Origin of the sequence: Roseateles sp., from assembly GCF_039595295.1 — a bacterium.
Classification (GTDB): Bacteria; Pseudomonadota; Gammaproteobacteria; order Burkholderiales; family Burkholderiaceae_C; genus Roseateles.
Map to the genome: position 1 here is coordinate 49,578 of NZ_JBCNLU010000013.1, position 17,365 is coordinate 66,942.

Sequence of the window (17,365 nt, forward strand, 5' to 3'; positions counted from 1 at the left end):
ATCCGGTGGATCGAGCGGAGGGACGTCAAGGCGATGGTTGCCACCCTCCGCCCAGCGCCCGGATCAACGCGAGCCGATTCTCCAGCTCGCCCTGCCGAATGCGGATCAGCTCGTTGTCCTGCGCGAAGAGATTGCGCTGCGCGTCGAGCTCCTCCAGGTAGCTCGCATAGCCCGCGTCGTAGCGGTCATGCGCGTACTGCAGCGAGCGCGCCAGCACCTCGCGTCGCTCCTGCGCGAAGCGGCGCTGGCGGTCCAGGCGCTCGATGCCCGCGAGCGCGTTCTCCACCTCGGTGATCGCCGTCAACACGCGGCCCCGATACGCATAGGCCGCTTGATCGCGCTGCGCGGTGGCGGTCTCGAACTGCGACTGCAAGCGGCCGGAGTCGAAGAGCGGCGCAAGCACGCTGCCGCCTAGGCTCCATACGCGCAGCGGGTCGTAGTCCAGCGCGGCCACGTAGAGCGTGCCCGCCGAGGCGCTGAACGAGATCTGCGGCATGAAGGCGGCGCGACGCGCGGCCAAGGTTGCGTCGCTTGCCGCCAGCGTCAGGGCCGCCTGCGCGAGGTCGGGCCGACGCTCCAGCAGCGCCGAGGGCAGCACCACCGGCGTCGCCGGCAGCGCCAACTCCTCGAAGCGGCGACCGCGCGGCATGTCCCCGGGCGACTGACCGGTGAGCTGCGCCAGCGCGTTCTCCTGCCGCCGGATAGCGAGCTCCAGCTGCGGCACCTGCTGCGCGACGGAGGCGTACTCGGCCTGCGCCTGCGTGAGCTGCAGCTGAGAGATGTAGCCGGTGCGCGCCTGGTCCTGCGCCAGCCGCAGTGCCTCGGCGCGCGAGTCCAGCGTGGCCTTGGACAAGGCCAGCTGCGACTCCAGTGCCAACAGCGCGATGTAGGACTGCACCGTGGTCGTCGCGACGCTGAGCGCGGCGCCGTCGCGGTCCGCCTCGCTCGCCGCGACCCGCAAGCGCGCGGCGCGGGTGAGGGCGCCGAGCCGATCCCACAGGTCCAGTTCCCAGGACGCCGACAGCCCCGGCTGCACGATGTGCGACTCGGAAATCCCCGTGACCTGCAAGGTTCGCGAGCCCTGCGCGGCCAGCGTCGCGTTGAGCTGCGGGCCCTCGGCCGCGCGGCTGGCGGCGAGCGTCGCGCGCGCCTCGTCCAGCCGTGCGCCGGCCAGCAGCAGATCGTTGTTGCGATCCAGCGCGCGCAGCACCAGACCGCTGAGCACCGGATCGCCGAAGTCTTGCCACCACTCGGCGCGGATGGCTTCACGCGGCAGGGCGTCGGCGGCGGGCGCCGAGGCCGATGAGGCGTTCGACACAGGCTGCTCACGCCATGTCGCCGGGAGATCAAGCCGCGACGCCGCGGGCGGCGCGCGCAGGGCGGGCGCACAGCCGGCCAATCCGAGCATCGCAATGGCGGCGACTCGTCTCACTGTGATGCTCCAGAAGCCGGTGCAGGCGCTGGCGCTGCCGTTGATGCTACGGCCGGCGCTGACGTGGATGGTGGCGACGGGGTCGGCGCCGATCCAGCCTCGGGCGCATTCGTCTCGACGGTGACCTCCACCGACATCCCGGGCCGCAGCCGCTCCAGCGCCGCTTGCCCCGGATCCAGCGCGATTCGCACGGGCAGTCGCTGCACGACCTTGGTGAAGTTGCCGGTCGCGTTGTCGGCCTTGAGCACGCTGAACTCCGAGCCCGTGGCCGGCGCGATCTGCTGCACGCGGCCGCTGAAGCGCACGCCTTTTAGCGCGTCGGCCTTGAACGAGACCTTCTGGCCGACCTGCATGCGACCGGTCTGCGTCTCCTTGAAATTGGCGACCACCCAGAGCTGCTGCGGCACGACGAACATCAGCTGCGAGCCCGCGCTGACGTACTGCCCCAGCCGCACCGAGACTTCGCTCACCTGCCCGTCCACCGGCGCGCGCACGACGGTGTTGGCGAGATTGATGCGCGCGGTCGCGAGCTGGGCGTCCGCCGCCTGCACGCCGGCATGCAGGCCGCCGCGGCTGACGCGGGTGGCCTTGATGCGTTCCTCGCCGATGCGGATGTCGGCGCGGGCCTTCTCGACGTTGGCGGCCGCCAGGCGGTTGCTGGCGCGGACGCGGTCACGCTCGTTCAGCGACACGGATCCGCGTCCCGCCAGTTCCTCCACCCGCGCCAGCTCCGCGTTGGAGCGCGCCAGCTCGCCCTCGGCCGAGGCCAGCGTCGCGCGCGATGCGGCCAGCGTCGCCTGGTTCTGCGCCTGCGTCTGATCGAAGTTGTCGAACTGCGCGGCGGCGTTGGCGCGTTGCGCCTCGACCTGGGCGACGGCGGCGGCATAGAGCCGGTCGTCGATGCGCGCCAGCGGCTGGCCGGCCCTCACCTGCTCGAAGTCCTTGACCAGCACCTCCACCACATAGCCGTTGACCTGCGGCGAGAGCACCGTCACCGCGCCGCGCACGTAGGCGTTGTCGGTGGTCTCGTTGCTGGTGTCGAAGGGGCCCAGCTCCCAGGCCCGCAGGATCAGGGTCACGCCGACGATGGCCACCAGCGCCATCGCGACGATCGCCGTCATCGAGGCCTTCAGGTACTTGGGCGGCGCGGCGGGCTCGGCGGGCGGGGCGGCGGTCATCGTCGGCTCAGGAGCGGGTGGCAGAGCGGGTGCGGACGTACTCGGCGGCATCGGCTTACCCGCGCCTTCGCCATCGGTGGGGAGCGGCAGGTCGGCACCGGCGGTCCCGGTCGCCGAAGGCGCCATCGCCACGCTGGGCGACACCGGCGGCGACGGATAGCCCGGCGGATGGGCGGGCGTCGGGACGAACGGCGAAGTCGGCGATTCCGGCGAGTCCGGTGATGGGCGGCGGGCGGGGTCTGACGGAGTCGGCGCTGGGCTCATGGTCGTGCGGACGGCGAGGAGAGTGGGGGCAGGGCGGCCGGTGCCCCTGCGGCGGGCGGCCCCGCGGCGGCAGGTCGGCGAGCGAGGCGCTCGCGCAGGGCGGTGCGGCCCAGCAGCGCGAGCAGCCACACGAGGAAGGCGATGGCGGTGACGGCGCTGAACATGAAGACGTCGTTGTAGGCGCGGACGTTGGACTCGCGTCGCGCGGCGGCGGCGAGCCGCGCCGCGCCCTGCGCCGATCGCAGCACCGGATCACCGATCACGGCGCTGAGCGCGGCGGTCTGCTGCGCCATGCGCATCCCCACCTGCGGATCGGTGCGGTCCAGGCCGGCGACGATGGAGGCGGAGAACTCGTGCTCGCGATACAGCTGATAGGTGTTGAGCACGGCGGAGCCGACCAGTCCGCCCAGCGTCTGGGTGATCGAGAACATCACCGAGAAGGTCACCATGTAGGCCGGTCCGTTCTTGAGGGCCTGGCCGATGCCGATGAGCATCAGCGGCCCCATGAACATGCCGGCGCCGATGGAGAGCAGGAACTGGCTGACGTAGAAATCCTGCGGCCGGTCCAGGCTGGTGCGGTGGTGGTCCAGCAGGCCCGCGACCGCGAAGAGCACGATGGACAGCAGGATCTGCGGGACCATGGTCTTGGGCGTGAAGGTCAGCGAGCAGGCCAGCATGCCCAGGATCATCCCGGCCAGGACGACCGCGAACAGCGGCTGCAGCTGGTCCGGTCCCATGCCCTGCGCGCGCAGGAAGCTGACGGCGCCGACCGACTGCTCGGCGGTCAGGAAGCGCAGGATCATCCCGCCGATGACGAAGCGCAGCGTGCTCCCGTTGAAGAACCAGCGGGTCTGGATGAGCGGGTTGATGCGGTGATGTTCGATGAACACGGCGATCACGAGGAGCAGCAACGCGGCGATCAGCAGCCAGGCGAGCCAGGGCGTGTCCAGCCACCAGTGCAGATAGCCCTGGACCAGCACCGCGCAGATCATGGCGACGGCGGGAGCGACGAGCGCGAAGGTCAGGAAGTCGACGCGCTCGAAGACCTTGATCTGGACGCCGGGCGGCAGCTTGAGCATGACGACGGCGGCGAAGCTGCACAGCGCGAGGCCGGCCTCGAAGAGATAGAGGTTGTGCCAGGAGCCGCCGCCCTGGTTGAGCAGGGCGGGCGAGATGACCCAGGCCAGCGGGGCGGCGAGCTGGCCGATGCCCACGCCGATGACCAGCATCTTGCCGGTGTGGGTGCGGGGCATGCTCTGCAGCATGTAGAGCAGACACAGCGTGGAGCAGGCCGCACCGGCCAGACCGCTGGCGGCGCGCACGGCGAGGGTGGTTTCGAAGGTGCCGACGGCCAGATGGAGCAGCGTCAGCACGGCGTAGACGCCCAGGCCGATCTCGGCGAACCAGCGCATGCCGAATTGCTGGCGGCATTTGAAGACCAGCAGGTTGGCGGTGACGTTGACCATCACGTAGGCGGCGGACAGCCAAGCGCCTTCGGAGGGGGTGAGGCCGAGCTGGCCTTGCAGGACGGGGAGGTTGGCGGTGACCAGGCCGTTGCCGAGCGCGCCGGTGATGCCCACCAGGATGGCGACGAAGGCGTAGGCGACGCGGCGCCAGGGCGGATGCCAAGGCATCGACGGAGAGCCCGGCATGCTGGGCTTCTCGTGCTCCTGCCAGTCGGGGACCGGCTTCAGGTAAGGGGAGGTGGCCACGGCGGTCGCTGCGGTGGGGACCGGGCGATTATTCAGCTAGACCAGCATCCCGGAAAGCCGAGCCATTGCGTCGTCAATGACCTCGGGAGGTGCCCGTTCCAGGCGCCGGGCATCTCGCGCACTCAAGTCCATCATGCGTATCTTGTTCATGAGGGCCGCCCCTTGCGTCTTGCAGCCCGTGCCGCTGAGCGTTACCGCGAAGCCGGCGAAGCGCGCGAAGTCGCCGCCTTGGGTGATCGGGGCCACCAGCACGTCGCCAAGCTGATTGAACTCCTTGGACGTCAGCACCAGAGCCGGGCGGGTGCCGCGTTGCTCATTCCCAAGTGATGGATCGAAGGGGACGGTGACGATGTCGCCGCGTTCGAATACTTTCCGCCTCACCATACCTCGCCACCCTCAGGCTTCATGGTGTCCCAATCGACCATGTCGGCAGGCGGGGGGGCGGACAGATCGCACTGGGCGATCATTTCCGCGAGCGTGTATTTGCGCTTGGGCGTCAACACGATCCTGCGATCAGCCGTGGTCTCCAGATTCAGCGCATGGCCGGCGCTCAGCCCAAGGTCCCGAAGCACGGTTGGCGGGACGATCAATGCGGTACTGTTGCCCATCTTCTTCAACACCACTTCCATGACCACGCCTCCAGGAGCAAGCAAGCCCGGATTCTAGGAAGCATCGTGGTCGCTGTAAAACAAAGTTGTACGTCCGCCGCGACGCCGGCCGACTCCAGGGAGGGTGGAGGCGATGCAGCCGGAGCCGACCGGCGTGCAACGGACGAATGAATGGTGCCCAACGGAGGCCTCGAAAGAAATCGCGCGAAGGGTGGAGGCGATGGGGGATGTGACGGACCCCAATCCGGGGGAGCGCACGACTGAGATCGACTGGCCCGCCCCATCTTCCGGGTGAATGACGGGGCGATCTCAGCCCAAGCGCCCCCTCTCCACCATCTCTTCCGCCGCCCTGACCAGACACATGGCCGATGCGCCGGCGGCGACACCGGCGCGCCATTGGCGATCCGTCAGCACCCCGCCGATCCCGACCACCGGCACTCCCGCCATCCACGACCACCACCGCAGTTGCGCCAATCCCTGCGGCAGCCACGGCATGTCCTTGGTCGTCGTCGCCCACAGCGGGCCGCAGGCGATGTAGTCCGGCGCCACGCCTCGCGCGCGGCACAGCTCCCACAAACTGTGGCTCGACAAGCCCAGCCTCACGCCATGTCGCGACCGGCGCTGTTGCAGCTCCTCCCGCGCCGTCGCATCGAGCGACGCCCAATCCTCCTGGCCCAGATGAAAGGCCCGCGCGCCCTCGTCGAGCGCCAGCTGCCAGTGATCGTTGATCCACAAGGTCGCGGAACGGCCGGCCATGTCCCGCACCGCCTCGCGGATCGCCGCGCGAAGCGCGTCGTCGGTCAGCGCGTCGGCGCCGTCGCCGCGCTTGACCCGCAGCTGCACATGCTCGAAATGCCCGCTCACCGCGAGCGCCGCGATCCGCTCGGCGCGATCGGTGATCGCGTACAGGCCTTTCGCGAAGGGCGCGGACCGTCGCGTCGTCGGTGACAGCACCTCGCGCCATCGCGTCAGGGTCGCGCGATCGGGCGAGGTTTCGTCGTCAAAGCCCATCACCGGCAGCGCGCGGGGATCGTCGACAAAGCGCCGATCCGGGCGAAGCGGACCCGAGCCCGCTCCCGCCGCATGACCGTCGCGCAACGCGGTCCAGGTCAGCATCTTGGCCAGGATCACCGCGTCCGGCACCGCGAAGCCGCGCGCAAGCGCCGCCGCGGCGGCCGTCGCGAAGGTGCAGCCGCTGCCATGGTGATGCAGCGGTTCGCCCTTGCGCGGGACCAGGCGCGGCATCGCGATCCATCCGGTCGCCAACCTGCTGTCCAGCCAGTCCATCGCCAGCCCGTCGACCTGCGATCCGTCATCGCCGCCCGTGACGCACACGGCTCGAGCGCCCAGCCCGCGCAGCATCGCCGCGAGCTCCGGCACCGGGTGCTGGCCGCTGGCGACGCCGAGCAGCCGCTCCGCCTCGCGGCGATTGGGCGTGATCAGCGCGGCGCGCGGCAGCAACTGGTGGCGATAGGCGTCGAGCAACGCGTCATCGCAGAAGGCCACACGACCGGTCGATCCTCCGCTCGAACCGCTCGCGCTGCCTGCCGTCGCGCCGAGCACCGGATCCACCACCAGCGACGCATCGCCGACCTGCGCGAGCAACGCGTCCGCCGCAGCCGCGCTCGCGAGCAGGCCGGTCTTGATCACACGAGGCGGCAGGTCCTGTCGTAGCGCGCTCAGCTGCGCGCGGATCTGCGCGGCATCCAGCGGGAACACCGCGCTCACGCCCAGCGAATGTTGCGCTGTCACCGCCGCGACCACCGGGCACAGGTGAACGCCCATCGCGGCCGCCGCGCGCGTGTCGGCGCTCAGGCCCGCGCCGCCGCCGCTGTCCGTGCCGGCGACGCTCCAGATGACGGGGGGATGGGGATCCTCGGTCCATGGCCGCAGCGACGCCGCGTCGGGGTCGATGGCCGGCGCCCAGGGCGAAGGCAGGCTCGGATGCGGGACGAGCGTCCCGCACGATCCCGAGGCACCGAGCGATCCCGATGCGCCGTGGCTGCCGACCGTATCGCGGCGATCTACCGTGCGCTCACTGCGCAGGTCATTGCCGCGATCCTCTGCGCGCCCGCTCATGCGTCCCCCAGCAGGAAGGCGTGACCGCTGACCGGTGTGCTCGCGACGGCGAATGACTGCGTCGGCATCAGCCCGGCGCGGAAGGCCGCGCGGCCCGATCGCGCCGCGTCGCGGAAGGCGGCGGCCATCGCCGCTGGATCGCCGGCCTGCGCCACCGCGCTGTTCAGCAGCACCGCGTCGAAGCCCAGCTCCATCGCCCGCGCCGCTTGCGACGGCGCACCCAGTCCGGCGTCGATCACCAGCACCGTATCGGGCAAGCGCTCGCGCAGCGTGCGCAGGCCGTGCAGGTTCAGCAGCCCCTGACCGGAGCCGATCGGCGCGCCCCAGGGCATCAGCAGCGGGCAGCCGGCGTCCAGCAGGCGCCGGCCCAGGATCAGATCCTCGGTGCAGTAGGGGAAGACGACGAAGCCCTCGCGCGTGAGCTCGGCCGCCGCGGCCACCAGCTCGAAGGGATCGGGTTGCAGCGTGTGCTCGTCGCCGACGACCTCCAGCTTGATCCACGCGGTGCCGTAGAGCTCGCGCGCCATGTGGGCGAGTTGCACCGCCTCGCGCGCGCTGCGGCAGCCGGCGGTGTTGGGCAGCAGGCGCGCGCCTTGCTCACGACCGACGGCCAGCGCCTGCGCGAGCGCGCCGTTGTCGCCCGCCTGCAGCGTGCGCTTCAGGCCCACGGTCAGGAGCTGCGTCGATGACGCGCGGATCGCGTCGCACAGGACGGCCGGGCTCGGATAGCCGGCCGTGCCGAGGAAGAAGCGGCTCGCCAGCGTGACGCCGGCGATGGTCAGGTCGTCCGACATCTCAGCCTCCGACGATGGGTTGGAAGAACAGCACGATGTCGCCTTCACGCAGCGACGTCGTGTCGCGCGCGGCGCGCGGGACGAAGCAGCCGTTGAGCGCCGTCGCCACGGCCTCCGGCTCGCGTTGCTCCTGCGCGAGCAGCTGCGCCAGCGTCGAGCCCGCGCCGATGGACACGGCGCGGTCGTCGAGCCGGACCGTGATGAATGAGGAGCGCGGGTCATCGCTCATGTGGTCATCTCCAGAGTCGCTTGATCGTCGGGCTTGGCCTGCTCCGCTCGACCCGCTCGATTCACTCGATCAACTTGGGTCGCTTGATCGGCCGCATCGGCGGGCTGGGCCAGCGTCGCCAACCCGGCCTCGACGAGCAGCCGCTCAACCAGCGCTGGCGCGAGCAGCCAGCCGTGGCGGTACAGGCCGTTGAGCCGCAGCAGGCCGGGCTCGTGATGAAGGAAAGGCAGGTTGTCGGGCAGGGCGGGGCGCAGGTGCCGATCGAGACGCTCGATGCGCGCTTCCGACAAGGCCGGGAGCACGCTCTGCGCCGCCGCCATCAGTTCCACCGCCGAGCGCAGCGAGACCGGGCTGCGGTCCTCGCTCTCGATCTCGCTGGCGCCGACCACCAGCTCGCTGTCGCTACGCGGCACCAGGTACACGCGATGCCGCGGATGCAGCAGCCGCACCGGTCGCCGCAAGCCGTGACCCGGCAGCGAGAGCGTGACGATCTCGCCCCGCACGCCGCGCAGCGGAAGCGGCGGCCGCGCGCCCAGCCCCCGCGTGTCGAGCGCCCAGTCGCCCGACCAGCGGCCGCCGTCGGCGAAATGGATCTCACCCGGCAGCACCTGATCGACCGCGCGGTCCCAGTGCCAGCGCGCGCCCTCGGCGCCGGCATGCAAGGCGGCCATCGCGGGAATGGGCGCGATCAGGCCTTCGCGTGGCAGATGCCAGCCGCGCAGCCCCGGCGCCAGCATGGGCTCGAGTGAGGCCAGTTCCTCCGCGCTCAAGGGCTCGGCGCCCGGCATCCGCATCAGCGCGCGTTGCGCCGCGCCCAGGTCCGCGCGATGCGCGAGCAGCAGGCTGCCGTCGGCCCGTAGCGGCACCGGCAGCGGCAGCGCCGCGACGATGGCCGGCCACAGCGCCAGGGAGCGCCAGCCCAGCGCCGCGATCTCCGCGCCGCCTTGCTCCTGCTCGGCGAGCGGGCTCAGCATGCCGGCCGCGCTGAACGCGGCCGCGCCGCGCGCGTCGAAGGACGGTGTCCGACCGGGCGCCGCCTCGAAGACCTCGACGCGATGTCCCGCGCGCACCAGCGCCCACGCGCACAGGCGCCCGGCCAGGCCGGCGCCCGCGATGGCGATCGTGGCCATCGCGCTCAGGCCTGGCGGATGGGGATGTAGAGCTCGCCGCCGCCGGCGAGGAACTCCGCGCTCTTGGCTTGCATGGCCTCGCTGTATTCCCGCACGTCCTGCGTGATCTTCATCGAGCAGAACTTGGGCCCGCACATCGAGCAGAAGTGCGCCACCTTGGCGCTGTCCTTGGGCAGGGTCTCGTCGTGGAACTCGCGTGCGGTCTCGGGATCGAGGCCGAGGTTGAACTGGTCCTCCCAGCGGAACTCGAAGCGCGCCTTGGACAGCGCGTCGTCGCGCGCTCGCGCCGCCGGATGGCCCTTGGCGATGTCGGCCGCATGCGCCGCGATCTTGTAGGCCATCAGCCCTTGCTTGACGTCGTCGCGATCGGGCAGGCCCAGGTGCTCCTTGGGGGTCACGTAGCACAGCATCGCGCAGCCGAACCAGCCGATCATCGCGGCGCCGATGCCGCTGGTGATGTGGTCGTAGCCGGGCGCGATGTCCGTGGTCAGCGGCCCCAGCGTGTAGAACGGCGCCTCGTCGCAGTGCTTGAGCTGCTCGGTCATGTTGGCCTGGATCATGTGCATGGGCACATGGCCGGGGCCCTCGATCATGGTCTGCACATCGTGCTTCCGCGCGACCTTGGTCAGCTCGCCCAGCGTGCGCAGCTCGGCGAACTGCGCCTCGTCGTTGGCGTCCGCCAGCGAGCCCGGCCGCAGTCCGTCGCCCAGCGAGAAGCTGACGTCGTAGGCCTTCATGATTTCGCAGATCTCTTCGAAGTGCGTGTACAGGAAGTTCTCGCGGTGATGCGCGATGCACCACTTCGCCAGGATGGATCCGCCGCGCGACACGATGCCGGTGCGGCGCTTGACCGTCATCGGCACGAAAGGCAGGCGCACGCCGGCATGGATGGTGAAGTAGTCGACGCCCTGCTCGGCCTGCTCGATGAGCGTGTCGCGGAACAAGGCCCAGGTCAGGTCCTCGGCCACGCCGCCGACCTTCTCCAGCGCCTGGTAGATCGGCACGGTGCCGATGGGCACGGGGCTGTTGCGCAGGATCCAGTCGCGCGTCGTGTGGATGTTGCGGCCGGTGGACAGGTCCATCACCGTGTCCGCGCCCCAGCGCGTGGCCCAGACCAGCTTCTCGACCTCCTCTTCGATGCCCGAGCTCACCGCCGAGTTGCCGATGTTGGCGTTGACCTTGACCAGGAAGTTGCGGCCGATGGCCATCGGCTCGACTTCCGGGTGGTTGATGTTGGCCGGAATGATGGCGCGTCCGCGCGCGATCTCGTCGCGGACGAACTCCGGCGTGATCACCGCCGGGATCGCGGCGCCCAATCCGTCGCCGCGCAGGCGCTGCTCGCGCTCGGCGTCGGTGAGGTACTCGTTCATCCAGGCGCGGCGGCCGTTCTCGCGGATGGCCACGTACTCCATCTCCGCCGTGACGATGCCGCGCTTGGCGTAATGCATCTGCGTGACGTTGGCGCCCGACCGCGCGCGGCGCGGCGTGCGCGACAGGCCCGCGCCGTGCGCCCGCAGCGCCTGCTGCTGAGCGGCCTCGCGCAGGCCGTCGTCGAACAGCTGCACCGGGCGGCCGGCGTAGGCCTCGGTGTCGCCGCGCGCGGCGATCCATTCGGCGCGCGGCGTCGGCAGGCCGCGGCGCACGTCGGTCTGCACGGCCGGATCGGTGTAGGGCCCGGAGGTGTCGTAGACGGCGATGCGCTCGCCGTTGGTCAGCGCGATCTCGCGCAGGGGCACGCGCAGCGCCGGGTGGATCGCGCCGGCTTCGTGCGTCTTGGCCGAGGCGGGCAGCGGCGCGCGGCTGGCGGCCAGGCGCTCGTGGAAGTCGACAGCGGCATCGGCGGCGGTCGTGGCGGGCGGCGTCGACAGGGACAGGTCTTGCGTCATCGGGGCATCTCCGGTTGGGCGCCGGAGGCTGGACCGATGCGGTCGTGAAGGCGTGGGGAACCGGGTCCTTCAGCGTGACGGACCCGGGCCGGCACGAGCGGATGTCGCGGACCTGGGCCGGGCCTGGGCGGTTCGCTCGCGTGCGGGACACGACGGCGGACCGTGAAGGACGGGCTCTTCTTACGCCGGTACGAACCGGATCAAGTTCAGCGGGTCCACGGCTTCATCGCCATGTCTCAGCCCGTGCCGCGTCATGCGGCCCAGGGCACCCCGGAGCAGGCGCGCAGTATAGGCGCGGGTCGCCGGCGATGTGAATCGTTCGTGAAATCGTGGGCACCCGGCGGCGGCGGCCCGCGCCAGCCCGGGCAAACCCCGAGGCCGCGTCACGCACGTGACTTCATACACTGCGGCGCTCGCGCTCGGGTGCGATCTGCAGAACGACAAACCAACAATTCAACCGACCCGCGCGCTCCAAGAGGGTGGAGTGATGAGCCGCAGAAGTCCCCAGTCCCCGCGCCGGCAAGACCCGGCACGGCGCCTGCCATCGACGTTTCCGTCGATAGCCGCCTCGGCATCCGCCGTGGCGCTCGTCCTGATGACCGTCGCCGGCGCCGCGCTGGCGCAGACGACCGCGCAAGGCACGGTCGCTGCCGATCCCAAGGCGCCGATGAGCGACGTCGACCGCGCCAAGCGTGACGCCGACAAGGTGTTCCAGTGGATCAAGTTCCACGCCGAGAAGGGCGAGGCCCGCAAGGCCGCCGAGAACAAGGCCGCCGAGAAGCAGCACGAGGCCAAGGCCGAGCCGCCCAAGCCCGCCGCCAAGGCCGCGCCCGTGACCGCGCCAGCGGCGCCCGCCGTGGCGAAGCGTCAGGACCTGGATCCCGCCGCGGAGCGTGCGGTCGCCGAGCGTGCTTCGGAACGCAACGCCGCGCCGGCGCAAGGCCTGACCCCGCCGCCCGCGACGCAGACTGCCGCAGCGACGCCGACCAGTTCGGCGACCTCGCCGATGCCGACCGCGGCGCAGCTCCCGCCGCCGCAGGTCGTCGCGATGGCCGCGCCGGCGACCACCGCGCCCGCCGGCAAGCCGGCCGCCGTCCCCGCTGCGGAGCCGGAGGATGCGCCGCTCAAGCTCGTCCACAAGGTCGATCCCGAGTACCCGCGCAGTTGGCTGGTCCAGCAGCGCAACGGCTCGGTGCTGGTGAGCTTCACCGTCAAGCCCGACGGCACGGTGGACGACGCGCAGGCGCTGCGCTCGCCCGATCGCAAGGTCGCCGCGGCCGCGCTGGCCGCGGTCAAGCAGTGGCGCTTCGAGCCCGTGGCCAAGCCCAAGCAGGTGAGCGTGGAGATCGGGTTCCAGGTCGAGTGACGCACACGGATCTCTCCGGAACCCTGACGGTCACGGAGAAACTGAAGCCGCTTCAAATTTTTGGAGCTGCCTATGCTGCGTGCGTGCAACGTCCCGTCGGTCGACACCAGGCTCGCTTCCGGCGTCGGGCAGGCCGATGACGCATCGCGACAACGACTGGATCGCGCCATCCAGATCGCAAAGGGCCAAACTCACTTCTACGATGAGCGCGTCCACACGCCAGAGAAGTTCAGGCGCGCGGAGGAGCTCTACGAACAGGCGAGGCTTGAGCTCTTCTGCACCTTTCAGTGGCTCGTCGATCTGCTCCCCCCGGACAGTGCGGATGCCCTGGTGCGTGAGGGTATCCGGCTCCATGGGTGTGAGCTGGCGGGGCTTCCGACTCACATGTCCGAGGACTGGGCGCGTCTGTTCGGCGAGGGAAAGCGGGCCCTGCTGGCACTGTGTCGAACGCTTGAGGCCGATCCGCGGCCGAGCCATATCGCGGCCGCCTGCCGCGAGCTGCGCACCGCGTTCGAGAAGGTCACTCCGCTGGCCGAATCCATGGCGGCATCCATCGTTGATGCGCTCGCGGCTGTTCAGTCAGACCGCACGGCCGTACGAACCGCCGCGCAAGCGATCGTGCCCGAGAGGGCGGCTCCTTCTGTCCCGAATGCGCTGAGGCGCGCGGTTCCGCGCAACGGCGAAGAGGCACGCGTCGCCGCGATGCAACTGGCCTTGGGCACCGACGAAGTGGCGCTCGAGGCGGGGCGGCTTCGTGCCGGCTTCGACCGCTTGATCGCGCTCGTGCCTTCGTCCCATGACCGCGCAGGATTGCGGGACCATCTGAGCACGTGGCGCGATCGCTTCACAAGCCTTCCGGACGAGCTGGGTGGTCACCACCTGGAGATGCTGGGGAGCGGCCCGCTGATCCTCGGCATGCTCGGCGACGAGCTCGACCGCATGGAGCCGGACCGGCAACAAGAGGTCCTTGATCGATTGGAGGCACTCGTCCTTCGGCAGGCGTGGGCCAACTCTCCGGCAGCCGAGCTGGCCAAGGTTCTGCTGGCGGCCGAGAGCGCCAACACCGACTCGGAGAATCCCCATCTCGCCCGCCGCCAACAAGCCCTGCGTGCGTGGACCGGACCTCAGCAGGCGCTTGGCGAAGTCTCCAGCGGTCAGGCCGCCGACGCGATGCAGAGCCTGGGTCTGCATGAGCCGCACATTGTCATTTGCGGTCCGTTGAGCGAAATGGACACCGCCCGAAAGAACTTCGCGTGGCGCCTATGCTTGGCCCCGTCGACAGGTCGTGTCGATCCGCATCCGCTGTCGGACTACGGTCGCACGGATCTGGCAGCGGCGATTTTTGGGCTGCGGAAGTGCTGCGCCGACTTCGGCGTGGACAACCTGACCCCGTTGACCGAGTTTGCGGATCGATGGTTGGCGCAGGCGGCGTCGGGCAATCAGGATGACCCGGTGGGCAATCTCCAACTGATGGGCGTCGGCGCGATGAAGCGCATCGAACAGCGTCTGAACAGTTGGATGGGGGACCGCGAAGCCGTGCGTCGGGAGCTGATCGCGATGATCTCGGATCTCGAGAAGGCCCAGGATCCGGCGGCCACGCTGCTGCACTTCGCGCGCTACCGGATCCCCGACGAGCCCAGGAGCGCGGAGGCCAGCATCGACATCGCGCGACGGCAAGCGATCCGTGCTGCGGCGGAGGCGTCCGCGCGGCCGCTGCTCAGGGACGTTGACGAGGCGGCCAAGGCACGGCTGATCGGTCAGGCCTGCCGCCGCTTGCAGGATTTGCTGGGCGTGCGTGCCGCCGACGGCGATACGCATGCCTCGGACGCCGGGGGGCTGATCGACACCTCGTCCGTCGCGCTCCACAGGCTCAATCAACGGGTCCGCCAGGCGGCTTCCCAAGCGCTTGATCAGCCCGCCTGAGACGCGCGTCCGCGGCCCGAGTATCGGTCGCGGCTGCGAATCGCTGAATTCACTTCTTGGAGCAAGGATAGTGAACCCGTTACCTTCTGCGTCGATCGATCCGAACCAGGGTTTTGGCATCGGGCAGACCTCCGAAAATGCCCACGAGTGTCTGGAGTCGTGCATCGAGACGGCACGGAACCAGAACTGCTTTTACGACTCCGATCGCCAGTCGGCGGAGGAGTTCATGGCTTCCCTGGCGGACTACCGGCTTGCAAAGCAAGAGTTGCTCTGCACCGCGACGTGGCTGGTGAGTTTGCTGCCAAGAGGCGGTCCGGATTGGGCGGTTCATTCTGGATTCAAGCGCTGGTGCCAGGGGTTGGACGGTTCTTCGAGCGACGTGACTTTGGAGGGGGTGGGGCTTCTTGGCAAGTGCAAGCGGACCTTGTTCGCGCTGTGCCTCGCGCTCGAGGCCGACAATCGGACAAGTACCGTGGCCGCAGCTTGTCTGGAGCTTCGCGAAGCGTTCCGCGAAGGCGAAGTCCAGAGTGACTCGCTGACGAGGGCCGCGAGCGCCGCGCTGCTCGCTGTGCGTGCCCAGGACGGAACGTCGCGGCCCGTTGCGACGCCTGCGCTTCAATCGCGTCCCGCGGCGCCCAAGCGAGGCACCGGCGACATCCCGGAGGACTGTTTCACCGGCTTGGTCCCGACGAAAAGCGGCACGGAGAGCTTCGACGCCTTTCTCGCCCGCAACCGCGGTGACGCGGTCGGCCAGCTGGCAAGCGCGCTTGACGTCCTGGAGTGCAAGGCCCTCGATGCGGGCGTGGTGCCGGACGAGGCGGCGCGCGCGCTCGCGCCGTGTCGGGCGAGCGCCAGCGCGATGGCCTCGCAGGGGCCGTCCGGTACCGACGATGAGGTCCTGTCTCTGGGGCTCAAGCTGTACGCATTGGATCAGTTGTTCTCTCGCCTGGATTCGCCGCACGGTGATCCCTTGACCAAGCGAGACGCGGTGGCTCGTCTGATGAGCGAGTGGGCGTCGAGCTCGTCGTCCTCGTATGCCCAAGTGGGTGCGCTGTTTCAGACCCTCAGGGAGCTGGACATGCGGCTGGCCGGTTCGGACCCGTTGTCTTGTTCCTTCCTCGATGAGCGCGCTCGGCTGATGACGGAAGTGCTGGCTCAGGTGGTGGAGGGAATGGACGACGAACGCGACGTCTTTCGAGGCAGTAGGGACCACTTCATCGCCGCCGCGCATGAACAGCTGAGGTACCTGCTGGGGTTGCCGCCATCAGCGCCCATATCGGACCGCGCAGAGCTGGACGCGACCACGCTCACGCGGGTCTTCTTCAAAACCATGCCCGCATGGCGGGACGGCGCGGTGATTGCTCGAATGGCGGACCGGCAACTGAGGAATGTGATCCCGGCCGTGGAGGCTCGTGTTCAGGCCCAATTGGAAGCTGCTCGACTGGCGGAACGGCAACGGGGGAATGTGATCCCGGCCGTGGAGGCTCCTCTTCAGGTCCGCTGGGAAGCGATCGACGTCGACGCGGCGCAGGGAGCTCTCGCGGAGCTGTCGTCGCTTGCATCGGCGGGAGATCGCCAATGGAGCTTGCCGATGAAGGTGGAGTCGTTCTGTCATGTCAACTCGCGACGCGAGGCGCGCTTGCATCGTGACTCCAATCCCACGGGGCTCTACTGGGCGTCGCTTTTGCGCGAGCGGGGACTGGTCTGGGCGAGCGTTGATCGTATTGCCTCTTGGGAGGAGCGTGAGCATCCGACCTTGGCGGCACGCGGGTCGGTGTGCCATGTCCAGGGGGCGCTGTGCGGAGTCAGGTCGGGGGGGAATTGGTACACGATCGGGCCCTGGGCGGCGGATCAGTTCGCCCCGAAGTTCATGTCCGACCGGCTCAGGCGTGTCGTCATCGATGCCATCGAAGCCGCCCAGCCTGACGCCTCGCACCGGCTCTCGCAGTGGAGGATCAGCGCCGATGGTGCGATTACGGTGGTCGAGCCGACCCCCTCGCTAGCCTCCGCGACCCCTGCGGTGACGGCTTCGCCGACGCAAGCATCGCTGGCGGCAGTGGCAGAGGCGGCTTCGGTGGAAGCGCGCGGCGCGACCGCCTCGTCGTCGCCGGCGATCGACGCGGAGCCCCCCGCGTTCGAGGCCGATGCGTTCTTGGTGCGGCTGTTGAGCGTGGTGGAGCAGCTTCGCGACCACGTGGTCGATGCGGGTCTTCGAGAGGGCGGACTGGATTCACTCCTGAAGCGCGTTGACGGCCAACGCCCCAACGGCACCGATCACGACGAGATCGGCATGCTGCACCTGCTCGGGATCGATGGGCTGAATCGCATCTGCGATGCCCTGGACCGCATCGTGCCCGGTGAGCTGTCGGCGAAAGGGCCGCTTGATTACCTGCTCGAGTTTCTGAAGGGCCCGAACTCGACGATGGGGATCCTCAACGTTGCGCTTCAGCTCAGCCCTCGCCTGTGGGGGCAGGAGGACGCGCGGAGGATGCACAACGCTCGGAAGAACTTTCTCCAACATGAACTGGAACGTCGAGCCCTGGCGCTTCCTGTGGATCAACGGCACGCAGCGGTCTCCGGCGCGAGGGCTACCGTGAGACAGCTGTTGGGATGGGAGCCCTTTGCCTTCCTCAGCACCACGCAGTGGAAAGAGGCGGCGCGCCTCGTCGACCTGTCGGCGCCCGGCTTGTTTGCGCTGCATCAAGCGGCCGAAGCGGCCGCTCTCCGAAAGATCCAAGCGCGCCGCGCACAGTGACGCCCTGCT

General features: G+C 69.6%; 13 protein-coding genes and 1 riboswitch. Of the genes, 3 read left to right on the forward strand and 10 right to left on the reverse strand.

Going from position 1 to position 17,365, the window contains the following annotated elements; translation table 11 throughout:
• Positions 1–25: 25 nt before the first annotated feature.
• From ABDW59_RS12050 to thiC, 10 genes are all read right to left on the reverse strand, one after another.
• On the reverse strand, positions 26–1,408 hold the full coding sequence (locus tag ABDW59_RS12050; protein WP_343630145.1) for an efflux transporter outer membrane subunit: 1,383 nt from the start codon (positions 1,406–1,408) through the stop codon (positions 26–28).
• Between the two features lie 20 nt (positions 1,409–1,428).
• Positions 1,429–2,610, reverse strand: coding sequence for an HlyD family secretion protein (locus ABDW59_RS12055; RefSeq protein WP_343630054.1), 1,182 nt, complete (start codon positions 2,608–2,610; stop codon positions 1,429–1,431).
• A gap of 260 nt (positions 2,611–2,870) precedes the next feature.
• Positions 2,871–4,586 (reverse strand): MFS transporter, encoded by a 1,716-nt coding sequence (locus ABDW59_RS12060; RefSeq protein WP_343630056.1) that lies wholly within the window; start codon positions 4,584–4,586, stop codon positions 2,871–2,873.
• Positions 4,587–4,622: 36 nt separating this feature from the next.
• Positions 4,623–4,970, reverse strand: coding sequence for a type II toxin-antitoxin system ChpB family toxin (locus ABDW59_RS12065; protein ID WP_343630057.1), 348 nt, complete (start codon positions 4,968–4,970; stop codon positions 4,623–4,625).
• Complete coding sequence (locus tag ABDW59_RS12070; RefSeq protein ID WP_343630058.1) at positions 4,964–5,215, reverse strand: ChpB-ChpS toxin-antitoxin system antitoxin; 252 nt, start codon at positions 5,213–5,215, stop codon at positions 4,964–4,966. Before ABDW59_RS12070 ends, ABDW59_RS12065 begins: the two co-directional genes overlap by 7 nt.
• Positions 5,216–5,503: 288 nt before the next feature.
• Positions 5,504–7,273 (reverse strand): bifunctional hydroxymethylpyrimidine kinase/phosphomethylpyrimidine kinase, encoded by a 1,770-nt coding sequence (locus ABDW59_RS12075; protein WP_343630060.1) that lies wholly within the window; start codon positions 7,271–7,273, stop codon positions 5,504–5,506.
• Positions 7,270–8,067 carry a thiazole synthase gene (locus ABDW59_RS12080; protein WP_343630061.1) on the reverse strand — a complete coding sequence of 266 codons (798 nt, stop codon included), beginning with the start codon at positions 8,065–8,067 and terminating at the stop codon, positions 7,270–7,272. Before ABDW59_RS12080 ends, ABDW59_RS12075 begins: the two co-directional genes overlap by 4 nt.
• A gap of 1 nt (position 8,068) precedes the next feature.
• Positions 8,069–8,296, reverse strand: a complete 228-nt coding sequence (thiS, locus tag ABDW59_RS12085) for a sulfur carrier protein ThiS (RefSeq protein ID WP_343630062.1) — start codon at positions 8,294–8,296, stop codon at positions 8,069–8,071.
• Positions 8,293–9,426 carry an FAD-dependent oxidoreductase gene (locus ABDW59_RS12090; RefSeq protein ID WP_343630063.1) on the reverse strand — a complete coding sequence of 378 codons (1,134 nt, stop codon included), beginning with the start codon at positions 9,424–9,426 and terminating at the stop codon, positions 8,293–8,295. The genes thiS and ABDW59_RS12090 overlap by 4 nt, the downstream gene beginning before the upstream one ends.
• Positions 9,427–9,431: 5 nt before the next feature.
• Complete coding sequence (gene thiC, locus ABDW59_RS12095) at positions 9,432–11,312, reverse strand: phosphomethylpyrimidine synthase ThiC (RefSeq protein ID WP_343630064.1); 1,881 nt, start codon at positions 11,310–11,312, stop codon at positions 9,432–9,434.
• A 160-nt stretch (positions 11,313–11,472) separates the two neighbouring features.
• Positions 11,473–11,595: riboswitch (TPP riboswitch) on the reverse strand.
• 297 nt (positions 11,596–11,892) lie between these two features.
• Here thiC and ABDW59_RS12100 point away from each other — a divergent pair.
• The 3 genes from ABDW59_RS12100 to ABDW59_RS12110 all read left to right on the forward strand — a co-directional run bounded on the left by ABDW59_RS12100 (position 11,893) and on the right by ABDW59_RS12110 (position 17,356).
• Positions 11,893–12,678 carry a TonB family protein gene (locus ABDW59_RS12100; RefSeq protein ID WP_343630065.1) on the forward strand — a complete coding sequence of 262 codons (786 nt, stop codon included), beginning with the start codon at positions 11,893–11,895 and terminating at the stop codon, positions 12,676–12,678.
• A 72-nt stretch (positions 12,679–12,750) separates the two neighbouring features.
• Positions 12,751–14,601, forward strand: a complete 1,851-nt coding sequence (locus ABDW59_RS12105) for a hypothetical protein (protein WP_343630067.1) — start codon at positions 12,751–12,753, stop codon at positions 14,599–14,601.
• A gap of 70 nt (positions 14,602–14,671) precedes the next feature.
• On the forward strand, positions 14,672–17,356 hold the full coding sequence (locus ABDW59_RS12110) for a hypothetical protein (protein WP_343630069.1): 2,685 nt from the start codon (positions 14,672–14,674) through the stop codon (positions 17,354–17,356).
• Positions 17,357–17,365: the final 9 nt, after the last annotated feature.

Excerpts from the sequence above, each read along its gene's own strand:
- ABDW59_RS12050 (WP_343630145.1), bottom strand. The coding sequence starts at position 1,408 with ATGCTCGGATTGGCCGGCTGTGCGCCCGCCCTGCGCGCGCCGCCCGCG.
- ABDW59_RS12055 (WP_343630054.1), bottom strand. The coding sequence starts at position 2,610 with ATGACCGCCGCCCCGCCCGCCGAGCCCGCCGCGCCGCCCAAGTACCTG.
- ABDW59_RS12065 (WP_343630057.1), bottom strand. The coding sequence starts at position 4,970 with ATGGTGAGGCGGAAAGTATTCGAACGCGGCGACATCGTCACCGTCCCC.
- ABDW59_RS12070 (WP_343630058.1), bottom strand. The coding sequence starts at position 5,215 with ATGGAAGTGGTGTTGAAGAAGATGGGCAACAGTACCGCATTGATCGTC.
- ABDW59_RS12075 (WP_343630060.1), bottom strand. The coding sequence starts at position 7,273 with ATGAGCGGGCGCGCAGAGGATCGCGGCAATGACCTGCGCAGTGAGCGC.
- ABDW59_RS12080 (WP_343630061.1), bottom strand. The coding sequence starts at position 8,067 with ATGTCGGACGACCTGACCATCGCCGGCGTCACGCTGGCGAGCCGCTTC.
- thiS (WP_343630062.1), bottom strand. The coding sequence starts at position 8,296 with ATGAGCGATGACCCGCGCTCCTCATTCATCACGGTCCGGCTCGACGAC.
- ABDW59_RS12090 (WP_343630063.1), bottom strand. The coding sequence starts at position 9,426 with ATGGCCACGATCGCCATCGCGGGCGCCGGCCTGGCCGGGCGCCTGTGC.
- thiC (WP_343630064.1), bottom strand. The coding sequence starts at position 11,312 with ATGACGCAAGACCTGTCCCTGTCGACGCCGCCCGCCACGACCGCCGCC.
- ABDW59_RS12105 (WP_343630067.1), top strand. The coding sequence starts at position 12,751 with ATGCTGCGTGCGTGCAACGTCCCGTCGGTCGACACCAGGCTCGCTTCC.